This is a genomic window from Bradyrhizobium sp. MOS003 (assembly GCF_003020125.1).
Taxonomy (GTDB): Bacteria; Pseudomonadota; Alphaproteobacteria; order Rhizobiales; family Xanthobacteraceae; genus Bradyrhizobium.
Map to the genome: position 1 here is coordinate 288,117 of NZ_PYFW01000006.1, position 13,596 is coordinate 301,712.

The following is a 13,596-nucleotide window of genomic DNA, read 5'->3' on the forward strand; positions in this document are numbered from 1 at the left end:
GAACGTGATTAGAGACGAGACGAATGAAGCGGGTTTTCGCAGTCCTGGCATTTCTCTGCGTCCTCGGCGTCGGGGAATATTTCGTCGTCAGCCGGTTCGCGATCCGCCACGAAACTTTGGCCCTGTATGACGCGGCGCGGCAGCGGCCGATCTCGGTCGAGGTGGCGGTGCGGCGCGATTACGAGACCAAGGCCAATCTCGGCCTCTGGAAACTCCCGCTCGCCATCATCAGCAACGGCAACACCGTCAAGGCCACCGAATATTCCTTCCTCGCCAACGTGCTCGCCGCACGCGGCTATATGGTTGCCAGCATTCAGCAGGACCTGCCGAGCGATCCGCCCTTGATGACCCATGTCGGTCAGCCATATGTCGGCCGGCGCGAGGTCTATATCCGCTGCGAAGCCAACATTCTTTTCGTGCTGGACAAGCTGAAGAGGCAGCAGGAGAACGTCGATTACGACCACGTCACCCTCGTCGGTCATTCCAACGGCGGCGATGTCTCCATGTATGTGGCCCATCAGCACCCGGAACTGGTGTCGAAGGTGATCACGCTCGACAATCTGCGGGTGCCTTTCGTGCTCAGCGACGGCATGAAGATCCTGTCCTTCCGGTCGAAGGACCCGCATTTCCAGACCGATCCCGGCGTGCTGCCGACGCCGGAAGAGGCCAAGGCGCGCGGTATCGACATCGTCCATACCGGCGCGCAGCACACGGAAATGAGCGATCGTGGGCCCAACTCGGTCAAGGAGAAGATCCAGGAGACGCTCGATCGCTTCCTGCGTGACAGCGCCAGCAGCGCGCTCGCGCCGGCTGATACGAAAAGCCCGATGATCATGAATCCGGGCGACTATTAGCCGGGAATCCTTTGCGGCAGATCAAGGCGGCTCCGAGGCGCCAGGATAAAAAGCCAATATGGCCTCGGAGAGATAGCGTGCCGAACTATATCGAAAGTCTTGATACGAAAGGTCTCGGCCCGAGAAGTCTCGTTACGAAAGAGTTCGACATAAGACGTATTGGCCTGCCCGCGGCGAGAATGCTGGCATTCGCTCGACATCTCGATCGTTCGGTCCGCAAGCTGCTTCGTTCGATCCTCGCCCGCATTGATCTCTCGCAATTTCCGGGATCGTGCTGCGGATAGCATGGCGGTCGCCAACGAATTCATGAAGGTTGCCCTATGCGTCAGCATTTGAGACGAATTTGCCTGCTGCTAGCCGTAATCTCGAGCTTCGGCACGTCGTCCGTTCTCGCAGCCGATGCCGATCACGGTGCCGACCTCGCCAAGCGCTGGTGCGCAAGCTGCCATGTCGTCGCGAACGGCCAGACCCAGGCGAGCGCCGACGTCCCCTCCTTTGTCTCCGTTGCCCGCAGGCCGGACTTCAGTCCGGAAAGGCTCGCCTTCTTCCTGCTCGATCCGCACCCGAAGATGCCGAATTTCCCCCTAAGCCGAACCGAAGCTGGCGATATCGCGGCCTACATCGCATCGCTGCGCTGAAGCAGAACATCTTGAGGTCGAATCGATCGCTGCGGCTCGTTCACCCTCCCGCTTGCGTACCTCCGGCATTGCAGCAATCGGGACTCAACTCGTTACGCGCAGAGGACGACGCCTGCCACAAATGCAAATCCCTGTCGGCAGTCCGACAGGGATCAGCAGAACGGCTGACGGACGGCGAACGAGCCCGTTCGGTGGCCCGTCGTCGACCTTGGATGCGCAAGCAGAGAATCAGGACTTCCCTTTGCCCGGATGCATGAGGCTGCCGGTCATCTGGCGCATGTGATCTCCGGCGCTGGTGAACTGGCTGCGCAGGAAGTCAGACTGGATTCGCATCGCTTCCTGGAGGTCGGTGGCATGAACCAGCTTGCGCGCATGCTCGAAGGCCGACTTCATGTTCTGCTCGGTGAAAACCAGCGCCTGCTTCGACACCTCCGTCCCGGCTCCTGGAACGGACGACATCGATTTGGTGGCGGCTTCGAAAAACATGCCGAATGCTTTTTCCGCCTGATCAATTGTCTTCTCGGCCAGGTCGCGCAGTTCGGCCGGAACTTCGAGCTTCGGTTCGATCATGGTCGCACTCCCTTCGTTTTCCCAATTGAGTACCACACTTGCCGGATCGCCTTCCAGCGGCCAGGCTCGGGGACACCGGGTTTGTGGAACGTTGCCGGCGGTCCGGCTCCGGCGCGGAAACGAACGGGAGGTTGAAAGTGGGGGGCGTAAGGCCGGCGCGCGGCCGGCTCAGGACAAGGGGTGCTCTGGAAGAGCCTCTTCGATGGCAAGGTCTTCGACCAGCTTGATGACCTCGAAACGCTGTCGCGGCGCGAGCTTCAGAAACGCGCGGAGCAAGCGCAGGCTTTCGACCGTGCTGCTCGCGGGCGCACCGACCTTGAGGTGCAGTTCAGCCGCGAAACTGAGGTTTTTCATCTCGCACCTATTCACAAGCATCGGCTTCGTGAGCCACTCGAGAACCGAACGCCATGACAAGACGCCATAACGCGCCCCTTCGCGACGAACTCCCGGCCGGGTGGCCCGGCGGGTTGGCACGCCGAACGACATGTTCATACGGCCCGCTCAACCACAGGGTTGCAATTATGCCAAGGAACAACCCCTCCGGCAAGCCCAACAGTGGCTTCAGCGTTGCTTCGTCCGCATCGCACCACGGCAATTCCCGATAACAGGTATATCGACCGCCGTCACCCACCTGCGTCAAGAAGCGGCATCAATCACGCACACGGCCCGGATCGCTGTCTATCGGGGCAAACGTTTCTGCTTGTTTCCGACATGAACGGACATTGGCGACGAATTGGCGCTTCTCCAGCGCAGACACGTAATTGTTGAGCCTCGCCCTGGCGATTGTATCAGCACGAAATGCATATCGATCCGGCAGCCGATCTCCAACGTCCTGTCCCGGGAACGGCTGTCGCCTCGGGAATTCATCCGGTCCTGATATGTCTCCGCCCGTGAACCGTTGTCCGTGACCGAACGACCAAGGCGTTGCGACACGGCCACGCAGACAACGGGCGCCATGGCTGAAAACTCTTCGATTCGGGCGCGCCTCAGCACCAAAGGACGACGGCATGCTTTCTCGCTGCGATCTCATCAAGGGCGCCGCGGTCGCGCTTTTTACCCTCTCGATACAAGGCGCATGGGCGCAGGAGACCAAGATGAACCTGTTCAAGATCGTCACCATCAAGGACGAAATCGTCGTCGGGCTGTCGGCGGATGAGCTTCAGGCGCTCGGCGGCAATGATGCGAGCGCGATTGCGCACGCGCTGGCGCAGAAGGGCGATCTCACGGTCTGGCAATATAACGTGCATCGCGGCCCGAACGGTGAGTTGCAGCAGGCGCCGACCGCCAGGATCGGGCTCTTGGCGAACGCCTCGCTCCGCGTCGAGCCCTATACGACGCCTTACCAGATTGTGCCGCATCCGTGAGCGGCAGACTGGCACGCCCGCGGCCAAGACCGCAGGCGTGTCTGTCATCTGCGCCGCCCTGCGTGCTGTGTCCCCGTTTCCGTCGCAAAGCCGTAGATCAGCGCCAGCCGGTCCAGGCACTCGCGAAAGCGTCGCGCGAAATAGTCGTTCCAGCGCTGCGTCCGGACGGCGCGACGCTGCCCGATCTGATCCATGGTGAGGCCCAGCACCAGCACGTCGTGCACCAGCGCCGCGCCGTCGGTCCCGAGTTCGCGCTCGATCTGGTTCAGCCGCAGCACCGCCTGGCGCTGGCTCTCGGTGACCGGCTCGCGCGTGCGCGCGCCATCGACATATTCGCGGGTCGGGTCCATCGCCTGGGGACCCCGCTCCGCTCTCTCCCAATCGTTCTGGAAGGCGCGCCCGCCGAGATATTGCGCCTCGTCGATCTGGTGGTGTGCGTGCAGCCGTCCCAGCGGATCGCCACGGATCGACCGGATCGCCACGATCTTCTCGCCAGCTTCGAGCGCCAGCGGATTGTCGACCTCGACCTCCGCCACTACGGCATTGAACGGCACGTCGCGGGACCGCCGGTCGTAGATCTGCGCCAATTTGTAGGATTTGTTGCGTCGGACACGAGCCACCTGGATACTCCTTGCGAAATTGACCATGGAAAGGCTGACAGCTCAGGCCGCGACGACCAGCTTCAGCACGACGGGACCGGGGACACGGGCGGACGCAGCCCCGGAGCGACGCGTCAGGCCCGCATGCGGCGCGCAATAGCTGGAGCCCGGCTGGCGCGGATGACCGCAGAAGGCGATCTCCTCCCCCTCCTTGTCGCCGCCATAGGGATAGCGGCAGTCGGCCGGCTCGAGTTCGACCAGCTGGATCAAGCGCGGCTGGATGCCGACGCAACGCAGCTTCAGCGGCGCCGCGGGCTTCATTGCGGATTTCGGTGGCACGTTCAGGTTCGGTAGCACCGCGCGGCGCGGCGAAACCGGAGCCTCACCCGGCAAATATGGCGCGACCGATGGGCTCACGATCCATTCCGGAATGACGAGACCGAGCCGCTTGGCGCGGCCGATCACCGCATTGCGCGTGTAAGCCGTTCCAAACCTTGCGTTAATCTGCCTTCCCACCTCCGCATAAGACATGCCCTTGAGGAAATAGTCGCGAAGCGCGTCGGAGTGCTCCGACGGCCAATGGCCCGGTTCCATGCTGCTGTCCTGTGATGCCGCCCCTCCGATCGCACGACCGGGGGCGAAACAAACATTCCGGTATTCCGAATCCAAAGTCAAGCTATAATTCTGATATTCATAATTGCAATAATTCCGAATTTCGGATTACAAGAGCGGGACGATGGGTAATCGAGGGAATCACCATGTTGGACGTTGCGATGATCGAGCGGGGCCTGGAGAAGACGGGCAAGAGCAAGGGCGGCCTCGCGGCGGCCATGGGCGTGCGGCCCGGCGCGGTCTCCGAAATCCTGGGCGGCGAGCGCCTGGTGAAGGCCTCGGAAATCGTTCCGATCATGGAATATCTCGAGCTCAATCTCGCGCCGATCATGGGCCGCGTCGGCGCCGGCGCCGTGATCGAGCCGGATTACGAGCAGGTCCCCCCGGAGGGTCTCGGCGACGTCGCGCTGCCCTTCCCGATCATGGAAGAGACCGTCGCCTTCGAGATCGTCGGCGATTCGATGCTGCCTAAATACGAAAGCGGCGACGTGATCGTGGCCTACAAGGACCAGCGCCATCCGCTGTCCTCCTTCTACGGCGAAGAGGCCGTGGTCCGGCTCAAGACCGGCGAGCGCTATTTGAAGACGATCGAGCGGGGAAAAACCCCGTCCGTCGTCAATCTCACCAGCTTCAATGCCAAGCCGATCGTCGGCGTCAAGCTCGAGTGGGTGGGTGAGATCTGCCTGTCCATGCCCAAGGGCCAGCTCGAGCGGATGCGCGCCAAGTCGGCGCGCCCCCGCAAGAAGGGCAAGTAAGGCCTCGCACGGTCAACGATTTCTCTTTTTTCGAAATCTTCTTGACTTAATTCCGTTTTTCGGAAATAATCTGCCGCGTACCCGCAACGGGGGCGCGGCAGATTCGTTTGATGCAGTATTTCGTCGTGATGATCGACTATGGACGGCGGGGCCGCGAAGCGGTCGTCGACCCTGAAATCACGAGGCGCGAGGTCATCTCCCGCATCGCCTCGGGCGAATACCGGAATGTCTCGTTCATCCACGAGATCGCCGGAAGTTCGGTCGAGGACGTCACCGAGGCCATCCTGACCGAGGCCGCCCTGCCCCGGATCCCGCCAGAGGATATCGATCTGCAGGCAATTCGCCTCGATCACGCCCGCGATCTGCGCAAACACGAACGGACGTGATGCAGGCCCGGAGTCCCGTCCGATGGAATCGGAACGGGACTCCGGGTTCTTGTCTTGACGCGTTTCCTTTACGCGAACCGGTCGCCAATTCGCTCGAAAACGCTCTGGCGAGCCTGCGTCACCGTCCGCACGGACATCACACCAGAAGCACGGTCGATCCCGTGGTCTTGCGTGCGGCGAGATCGGCATGTGCCTTGGCGGCATCCTTCAACGGATAGGTCTGGTGCACCTCGATCTTGACCGCGCCGGACTTGACGACGTCGAACAACTCATTCGCCATCGCGACCAGATTTTCGCGCTTGGCGGCGTAGGTGAACAGCGTTGGCCGGGTGACGTAGAGCGAGCCTTTCTGGGCGAGCAGGCCGAGATTCAGCGGCTCGACCGCGCCGGAGGATTGGCCGAACAGCGCGGCAACGCCGAGCGGGGCGAGACAATCCAGCGATTTCAGGAACGTGTCCTTGCCGACGGAATCGTAGACCACGGGGACCTTCTTGCCGCCAGTGATCTCGTCGACCCGCTTTACGAAATCCTCGCGGGTGTAGATGATGACATGGTCGCAGCCATGCGCCTTGGCAAGCTTGGCCTTCTCGTCGTTGCTGACGGTGCCGATCACGGTCGCGCCGAGGTGCTTGGCCCACTGGCTCAGGATCAGACCGACCCCGCCCGCCGCGGCATGCAGCAGGATGGTGTCTCCTGCCTTCACCCGATAGGTCTGCCGGATCAGATATTGCGTCGTGAGACCCTTCAGCATCATCGCCGCCGCCGTCCTGTCGTCGACGCCGTCAGGCAGCTTCAGCAGGCGGTCCGCAGGGATCACGCGCGCCTCGGAGTAGGCACCGAGCGGCGAGGCGCCATAAGCGACACGATCGCCTGGCTTCAGATCGGTGACACCGGGCCCGATTTCCTCGACGATTCCGGCCGCCTCGCTGCCGAGCCCGCTCGGCAGTTGCGCCGGATACAGGCCGGAGCGGTTGTAGATGTCGACGAAGTTGAGACCGACGGCGGTGTGGCGGATGCGTGCCTCGCCCGGTCCGGGCTTGCCGACGCTGACCTCCTCCCAGACCAGGACTTCCGGACCGCCGGTCTTGTGAAAACGAATGGCATGCGTCATGGGCATTGCTCCCTTATCGTTGGTTGAGGATCCGGAAAACCGGATTGGCGCCAGAAATAGGCATTCGGTCCGCCCGTTACAGTACAGACACGTAACAAGAATGTCACAGCGCGCGACAAACGTCTCCCGTTCCATCTCCGTTCGAAAGAGTTGATGACGCGCCTGGAGCGGCCGGCAGTAGCTTCTGCGCGGGGTTTGGTTGTCGCCTGCGAAGGAGACCGAGATGCCAGCTTATGTACAGCATCATCAGGATATCGAGATAGCGCCCTTGAATTGCCCGACATGCATGGGGTTCCTGCCGATGTATGTGCGCGAGGTCGAACCGCATTGGAGCCTCGCCAAGATCGACTTCGTCTATGAATGCGCCGATTGCGGCGCCGAGGTCAGACAGACGATCCGCAAGCCGGAGCTGCTGCGGCACTGATCCCGCGAACGGCGAGCCGCGCAAATATCCGCGCCGAGACGTATTTGCGTCGAACGGAAAAAGCGCCGTCCGTGCGGGTCTGATGCCTCCCAAACGAGGCTTGTTCTTTGCCGGGAACGCAGGCAGAACAAGCCTCAAGCAAGACCTTTGGGAGCGCCCTTTCGTGGCTGATCAAAAGGCCTCGACCTCGATCGAGGCAGTGCAGAGCGGCCTCGCCGCGCAGGGCTATATCGCGAGCCGGCAGATCGCGACCGCCGTTTATTTGTCGCAACAGATCGAGAAGCCGATCCTGGTCGAGGGCCCCGCGGGCGTCGGCAAGACCGAGCTTGCCAAGGCGATCGCCGCCTGGCGCGGCATGAAGATGATCCGCCTGCAATGCTACGAAGGCCTCGACGAGGCCAAGGCGCTCTATGAGTGGAAATACGCCAAGCAGCTTCTCTATACCCAGATCCTCAAGGACAAGCTCGGCGAAGTCCTGGGCGGCGCGCAGACGCTGGATGCTGCGCTCGACCAGCTCCACGATTTCGGCGACGTGTTCTTCTCCAAGGAATTCGTCGAGCCGCGCCCCCTGCTTCAGGCGCTGGAGCAGCCGGGCGGCTGCGTGCTGCTGATCGACGAGATCGACAAGTCGGACGCCGAATTCGAATCGCTGCTGCTGGAGATCCTGTCTGATTTTCAGGTCACGATCCCGGAACTCGGCACCGTCTCCGCAATCACGCCGCCGACGGTGATCCTCACCTCCAACAGCGAGCGCGATCTCGGCGATGCCCTGAAGCGGCGCTGCCTGCATCTGCATATCGGCTTTCCCGAGCAGCGGCTCGAAGAGCGCATCGTCGAGAGCCGGGTGCCCGGCATTTCGCAGGCGCTGCGCCGGCAGATGGTCGGCTTCATCCACGAGATCCGCTCGCTGGATCTGAAGAAGCTGCCCTCGGTCAGCGAGACTATCGACTGGGCACGCGTGCTGGTGCTGCTCCAGGCCACGGAGCTCGACACCGAGATGGTCAAGGACACGCTCAACGTGCTCCTGAAATACGAAGCCGACATCGAGGCTGCATCGCCGCAGGTGACGACCTTCATTGCCAAGGCGGCCCGGTCGAACGTCTTCGGTTGACGCCGATGCGCGAGAATCTCCATCGTTTCTTTCGGGCGGCTCGCGGCGCCGGCGTCCACGTTTCGCCGGCCGAGAGCATCGATGCGATGCGTGCGGTCGCGCAGGTCGGCATTTCCGACCGCGCTGTCCTGCGCGATGCGCTGCTCCTGACGCTTGCCAAATCGCAGGACGAGAAGCTCGCGCTCGGCGACTGCTTCGACCTGTTCTTCAGCCAGCCGGAGCCGCGTCAGGATCAGACCGAAGCCAACAGCGGGGAGAACGCCGCGCAGGATCCGGATCAGTCGCCCTCCTCCGGCTCTGCCAGCGAAGCGGGCGAAAGCCAGCCTCCCGAGGGCTTGGGCCCGCTCGCGCAGATGCTGTTGTCTCAGGATCGCAACGCGGTCGCTGCCGCCATTGCCGGCGCCTCCGGCGCGGCCTCCCTGTCGGACATCCGCTATTCCACTCAGCGCGGCATTTTTTCCAGCCGCATCCTCGATGCCATGGGTCTCCAACGCCTGCGCGACGATCTCGATGCGCTGACCGCGACCAACCCGGCACTGGCAGAGCGTCTGCGCGCCGCGCTCGACGCCTTGCGCGAAGCCGTGCGCGATACCGTCTCGCAGGGGCTTGCACTCTACGCCCGCGAGGAGGCTGAAAACCTCCGGAACGAGATCCTGCGCAACGCACCTCTCGCGCGCATCGAGCGGCGCCAGGTCGCAGAGATGCGCGTCCTGATCCGCCAGATCGCGCGCCGCTTGCGCGAGCGCTACTCGAAACCACGCAAGCGCCAGCGCCGCGGCCATCTCGATGTCCGTCGGACGCTCCGGCGCAACGCTGCCTGGGGCGGCATTCCCTTCCTGACTGCATGGAAGCGCAAGCATCGCGACCGGCCGAAGATCGTGGCGCTCTGCGACGTCTCCGGCTCGGTTGCGCAGGTCTCCGATTTCTTCCTGCTCCTGATCCACTCGCTGCACGAGGTGGTCGACGACGTCCGCTCCTTTGCCTTCTCCTCGCACATGATCGAGGTCAGCGAGATCCTGGAAAAGAAATCGCCGGAGGAGGCGATGGCCGAGATCATGTCCAAGGTCGGCTTCGGCTCGTCCGACTACGGATCTTCACTGGTCGATTTCGAGAAAGACTTCATGAGCACGCTGACGCCGCGGACCACGGTGATCGTGCTCGGCGATGCCCGCAGCAACAACCTCGACCCGCGTGCCGATATCCTGCGCCGCATCTCCGAACGCTCGAAGCGACTGGTCTGGCTCAATCCCGAAGGACGGCTTGCCTGGGGCTTCGGTGATTCCGAGATGCCGCGCTACGCGACCTTCTGTACGGTCGTGCGCCAATGCGCCACCGCGCAGCAACTCGAACGCGCGGTGTCCGACATCGTGGCGACCTATCAATAGGCCTTCTCGACGCGGCCAGCGTCAGTTTCGCGCAAGCTCCATTTGGCCGACGTTGCACTCCCGAAAGTGATAGGCAATTTCGTCGAGCGCGCGCTGCTCCCATTCCTCGGCTTGCGCGAGCCAGAAAATCCGGCGATCGAAATCGCGCGCCGCACGCTCCCGGCACAGGGATTCCTGACTGCGAATTTCAACCAGCCTGTTCATGCACTCCACTCCTTCAGCGTGAAGTCATTCCCCGGGGAATTACCGTAACAGAGTTCTCAACCTTTCGTCTCACGATTTCTGTGCATATTGCGACGCAGAATGGGACAGCAAGACTTCCCGTGCATTGCAGCACCCTGCTGTAGCATCAAACCTATATCATCAATATGTGATCGAAGCTCGGGACGATATTCGCAATCCAGCGATCTTTACTCTTGTGGCGCAATGACGTGCGGCAATTCGTGAAGAGACGTTCTAAACAGCACAGCGAATTCCCGACTCATTGTCGTCGCATGGTCTTCACGCAGCGCAGCTAACAGAGGCGCGCGAATGGCACTATCGCTTGAGGCAACATGAGCAACGACATCGACTTCGATCTTTCGCCGGACCAATGGGAAGCCCTGCGCACACTTCGCAATCCGGTGTCCGGCGGTCGCCTCTCGAAGGCTTATCTCATCGAAAGTCTCGTCAAGTTCGGCCTCGTTGTTGTCAATGACGGCGTACCCGTGATGACGCCCACGGGACGAAAGGCGCTCGTGCGCGGATCGTGCCGGCTGCTGGATCTTGCGGCATGACGATGCCGTTCGTTTCGGCGAAGGCATAACGATCGACGGGCGGGTCCCGCGCTCCGAGCGGGGCACGACGCAAGAAGCGCTGCGTCGCCGCCGCGATACCAGAGCGACGACCAGCGCCACTTTCCGAATACTCCGCGACAATCTGGCACGGTTGTTGCTCCTTTTTGACATCCAAGTCGCGTCAAATCGGGGGAGTCCACCATGTCGACCATCGCAGCGGCACCCGCCGTCGAACCCAAGCCGCTCTACACCTCGCTGTTCGTTCAGGTCCTGGCCGCCCTCGTCCTTGGCGTCGTCCTGGGCACGGCCGTGCCGGATTTCGCGATCGGGCTCAAGATCCTGAGCGACGCCTTCCTGAAGCTGATCTCGATGATTGTGGCACCGATCGTGTTCTGCGTCGTCGTGCACGGGATTGCCGGCGCCGGCGACCTCAAGAAGGTCGGCCGGGTCGGCGTCAAGGCGCTTGTTTATTTCGAGGTCATGACGACGGTCGCCCTCGTCGTCGGCCTGTTGCTCGCCTACCTCTTCGGCCCCGGCCACGGCATGAACATCGATCCTTCGACGCTGGATGCCAAGGCGCTCAACACCTACGCCGACAATGCCCACAAGCTGTCAGGCGGCGGCATCGGCGCCTTTCTGATGAACGTGATCCCGACCACCTCCTTCGATGCGCTGTCGCGCAACGACGTGCTCCAGGTGCTGTTCTTCGCGGTCCTATTCGGCGTCGGCCTCGCGCTCGTCGGCGGCGAGAAGGGCAAGCTCGTCACCAGCATGATCGATGCCGCCTCCACCGTGCTGTTCCGCGTCATGGGCCTGATTGTCCGCGTTGCCCCGCTCGGCGTGCTCGGCGCGGTCGCCTACACCGTCGGCAAATACGGCGTCGGCTCGCTGAAGCAGCTCGTTTCGCTGGTGATGCTGTTCTATGTCTCGGTCGGCATCTTCGTGCTGGGCGTGCTCGGCGGCGTGATGGCGCTCGCCGGGCTCAACATCCTCAAATTCCTCGCCTACCTGCGCGAAGAGCTGACCATCGTGCTCGCGACCGCCTCCTCCGATGCCGTGCTGCCGCAGATCATGAAGAAGCTGGAGCGGATGGGCGTGAAGGATTCCGTGGTCGGTCTCGTGATTCCGACCGGCTATTCCTTCAACCTCGACGCCTTCTCGATCTACCTGACGCTCGCTGTCGTCTTCATCGCACAGGCGACCAACACGCCACTGTCCTTCGGCGACCTCCTGCTGGTTCTCGGCGTCTCCCTGATCACCTCCAAAGGCGACACATGGCGTGCCGGGCTCGGCCATCGTGATCCTGGCCGCGACCCTCAATGCGGTGCCGAGCATTCCCGCGATCGGGCTCGTGCTGGTGCTGTCGGTCGACTGGTTCATCGGCATGGCCCGCGCGCTCGGCAACCTCGTCGGCAACTGCGTCGCGACCGTCGTGGTCGCAGCCTGGGAAGGCGATCTCGACCGCGCCAAGGCGGCCCAGGTGCTGGAGGGCGGCGAGCTGGTGGACGTCACGGCGGGATAGCGCCCCGCCGGATCAGTCGATCCATTGGAGGAGCGGCGTTCCATACGCCCTCCTCCAGACCGACAGGAAGCGTGGAAACCAGGAATGGGCCACGGCGCCCTTGTAGGCCCAGGTGCGGTACTTCAGCCCCTGTTCCGAGATCAGCTCCTGATATCCGCCGTGGAGTTCGGTCGCGGTGCGAATGTCCTTCAATATTGCTTGCGCGCAGGCCCGGTAGTTATCGCCGCCGGAGGCCTCGTCGTAATCGAGCATCCGGTCCGCGAACTCGACGTTGAACGTCGGCCAGGACGAACGTCCCTGATAGGCGGGAGCCGCAATCTTGTGGATCAATTTACTCCGGGGGTTATCCGCGGACACCAGGAAGTGGAACGTTGAGGGTATGCGGAAGCGCGGCTCCGCGATGATCAGATCCGCAGTGGCCGCGAACAGCGCCCGTTCGCTCGCATCGTTCATATCCCAGAAGCCGCGATGCACGCCGACGAAATCCAGCGCGACCGCGGACACCGGTGGGCCCTTCGGACCATCCAGGGAATGCCTGATGTAGCCGTCCTTGCCGAACAGACGGAGCAGGTCCTTTTTGTACTGCGCGAGATCGCGTCCGAGCAGTCGCTTCAGCTCGTTCTCGTCGATGATGCCGAGCTGCACGCTCCACAGGAAGGTCGTGTAGACGCAGGCATTGGTGACAAAGCGCCGGCGTTCCGCACGGGTATCCGTTGCAGCCGAGCGAGGGCCACGGGCATCACACAACAGATACCTGGTGCCGTCATCGTCGAACGGCTCGAGCTCGCTTGCGAGCTGCAGGATCGCGCGCTTCAGATCACCGCCATACTCCGCCTGCAGCAGCCGGCCGGCATGCGCGCATTGAGCCATCGCCAGATACGACGGCGCCCTCCGATCGGCCGAGATCATCTGCTGCAGGCCGGCGAGAATGCCAAGCAGCGTGTCCGAAGGCCGCGAGAAATAATTGACGCCGAGATACCGGCCGCGCCCCGCCGGGACGATGGTCGTCGTGACGACATCGGCACGAACCGCCTCCAGCAACAACCGGACACTCTTGTCGAGCAGCCGCGCCCGCTGCACTGCGTCCTGCGCATCCATGATGGTCTCAGGGTCGAGCACATCAGGATAGAACCAGGCGAAGTCGCGGGGGTAATAGGCGGACGCGTGCGGCGCGCCCGTGACGAGGAAGGCCTCGGTCACCGCAAAGGCGCTGTCCACCGAGTGCCGGTAAAGGTCCTCGATGGCCGACAACGAATGGTGCGATTTTCTCAGGAATCGATCACCGAGAAAATTGACCGCCTGGAGGGCGTTGGCGAAGAAGGTCGCGGCCACGCCTTGGTAAAATCGGTTTCCGCGATCTGGGGGCAACGAAATATCGCTATTCATATGTGGCCAAGTTACTCCGGTGGTGCGGCCACCATCCGAAGCATGGCTGATTCGTATTTCCTCCAGATGACGTGCCGGCTTCCCCGGTGGGGCTTGTGCCCCA

General features: G+C 62.5%; 16 protein-coding genes and 1 pseudogene. 10 read left to right on the forward strand and 7 right to left on the reverse strand.

The window, feature by feature from the left end:
- Positions 1-23: 23 nt before the first annotated feature.
- Complete coding sequence (locus C7G42_RS25610) at positions 24-854, forward strand: alpha/beta fold hydrolase (RefSeq protein WP_106951702.1); 831 nt, start codon at positions 24-26, stop codon at positions 852-854.
- 320 nt (positions 855-1,174) lie between these two features.
- Positions 1,175-1,492: a c-type cytochrome gene (locus C7G42_RS25620; RefSeq protein ID WP_106951704.1), complete on the forward strand. Its 318-nt coding sequence runs from the start codon at positions 1,175-1,177 to the stop codon at positions 1,490-1,492.
- A 228-nt stretch (positions 1,493-1,720) separates the two neighbouring features.
- On the opposite strand, the gene C7G42_RS25625 is transcribed toward C7G42_RS25620, so the two are convergent.
- Both C7G42_RS25625 and C7G42_RS25630 read right to left on the reverse strand, forming a co-directional pair.
- Positions 1,721-2,062, reverse strand: coding sequence for a phasin (locus C7G42_RS25625; protein ID WP_106951705.1), 342 nt, complete (start codon positions 2,060-2,062; stop codon positions 1,721-1,723).
- A gap of 168 nt (positions 2,063-2,230) precedes the next feature.
- The gene (locus C7G42_RS25630; protein WP_106951756.1) at positions 2,231-2,416 is read right to left on the reverse strand and encodes a hypothetical protein; all 186 of its coding nucleotides are present in this window, start codon (positions 2,414-2,416) and stop codon (positions 2,231-2,233) included.
- A 653-nt stretch (positions 2,417-3,069) separates the two neighbouring features.
- Here C7G42_RS25630 and C7G42_RS25635 point away from each other — a divergent pair.
- Positions 3,070-3,426 carry a hypothetical protein gene (locus tag C7G42_RS25635; RefSeq protein ID WP_106951706.1) on the forward strand — a complete coding sequence of 119 codons (357 nt, stop codon included), beginning with the start codon at positions 3,070-3,072 and terminating at the stop codon, positions 3,424-3,426.
- A 44-nt stretch (positions 3,427-3,470) separates the two neighbouring features.
- Here C7G42_RS25635 and C7G42_RS25640 read toward each other — a convergent pair whose 3' ends face one another.
- Together C7G42_RS25640 and C7G42_RS25645 are read right to left on the reverse strand one after the other, a co-directional pair.
- Entirely contained in the window at positions 3,471-4,046 is a 576-nt protein-coding gene (locus tag C7G42_RS25640; protein WP_106951757.1) for a hypothetical protein, read from the reverse strand.
- A 42-nt stretch (positions 4,047-4,088) separates the two neighbouring features.
- Positions 4,089-4,619, reverse strand: a complete 531-nt coding sequence (locus C7G42_RS25645; protein ID WP_106951707.1) for a GcrA family cell cycle regulator — start codon at positions 4,617-4,619, stop codon at positions 4,089-4,091.
- Between the two features lie 164 nt (positions 4,620-4,783).
- Here C7G42_RS25645 and C7G42_RS25650 point away from each other — a divergent pair, with 164 nt between their 5' ends.
- Together C7G42_RS25650 and C7G42_RS25655 are read left to right on the forward strand one after the other, a co-directional pair.
- The gene (locus C7G42_RS25650) at positions 4,784-5,392 is read left to right on the forward strand and encodes a S24 family peptidase (RefSeq protein ID WP_106951708.1); all 609 of its coding nucleotides are present in this window, start codon (positions 4,784-4,786) and stop codon (positions 5,390-5,392) included.
- Positions 5,393-5,502: 110 nt separating this feature from the next.
- Complete coding sequence (locus C7G42_RS25655) at positions 5,503-5,778, forward strand: hypothetical protein (protein WP_106951709.1); 276 nt, start codon at positions 5,503-5,505, stop codon at positions 5,776-5,778.
- Between the two features lie 136 nt (positions 5,779-5,914).
- Here the strand turns inward: C7G42_RS25655 and C7G42_RS25660 are convergent, their stop codons facing one another.
- Entirely contained in the window at positions 5,915-6,889 is a 975-nt protein-coding gene (locus C7G42_RS25660; RefSeq protein WP_106951710.1) for a quinone oxidoreductase family protein, read from the reverse strand.
- A 223-nt stretch (positions 6,890-7,112) separates the two neighbouring features.
- On the opposite strand from C7G42_RS25660, the gene C7G42_RS25665 reads away from it, so the two are divergent.
- From C7G42_RS25665 to C7G42_RS25675, 3 genes are all read left to right on the forward strand, one after another.
- Positions 7,113-7,313 (forward strand): hypothetical protein, encoded by a 201-nt coding sequence (locus tag C7G42_RS25665; RefSeq protein ID WP_106951758.1) that lies wholly within the window; start codon positions 7,113-7,115, stop codon positions 7,311-7,313.
- Positions 7,314-7,476: 163 nt separating this feature from the next.
- Positions 7,477-8,424 carry an AAA family ATPase gene (locus C7G42_RS25670; protein WP_162308665.1) on the forward strand — a complete coding sequence of 316 codons (948 nt, stop codon included), beginning with the start codon at positions 7,477-7,479 and terminating at the stop codon, positions 8,422-8,424.
- Between the two features lie 5 nt (positions 8,425-8,429).
- On the forward strand, positions 8,430-9,809 hold the full coding sequence (locus C7G42_RS25675) for a vWA domain-containing protein (RefSeq protein WP_106951759.1): 1,380 nt from the start codon (positions 8,430-8,432) through the stop codon (positions 9,807-9,809).
- A gap of 21 nt (positions 9,810-9,830) precedes the next feature.
- Here the strand turns inward: C7G42_RS25675 and C7G42_RS25680 are convergent, their stop codons facing one another.
- Entirely contained in the window at positions 9,831-10,013 is a 183-nt protein-coding gene (locus C7G42_RS25680) for a hypothetical protein (RefSeq protein WP_106951712.1), read from the reverse strand.
- Between the two features lie 350 nt (positions 10,014-10,363).
- Here C7G42_RS25680 and C7G42_RS25685 point away from each other — a divergent pair, with 350 nt between their 5' ends.
- Positions 10,364-10,585 carry a hypothetical protein gene (locus tag C7G42_RS25685; RefSeq protein ID WP_106951713.1) on the forward strand — a complete coding sequence of 74 codons (222 nt, stop codon included), beginning with the start codon at positions 10,364-10,366 and terminating at the stop codon, positions 10,583-10,585.
- Positions 10,586-10,786: 201 nt separating this feature from the next.
- Positions 10,787-12,107, forward strand: a pseudogene (locus C7G42_RS25690) (dicarboxylate/amino acid:cation symporter).
- Positions 12,108-12,119: 12 nt separating this feature from the next.
- On the opposite strand, the gene C7G42_RS25695 reads toward C7G42_RS25690, so the two are convergent.
- Positions 12,120-13,493 carry a hypothetical protein gene (locus tag C7G42_RS25695; RefSeq protein WP_106951714.1) on the reverse strand — a complete coding sequence of 458 codons (1,374 nt, stop codon included), beginning with the start codon at positions 13,491-13,493 and terminating at the stop codon, positions 12,120-12,122.
- Positions 13,494-13,596: the final 103 nt, after the last annotated feature.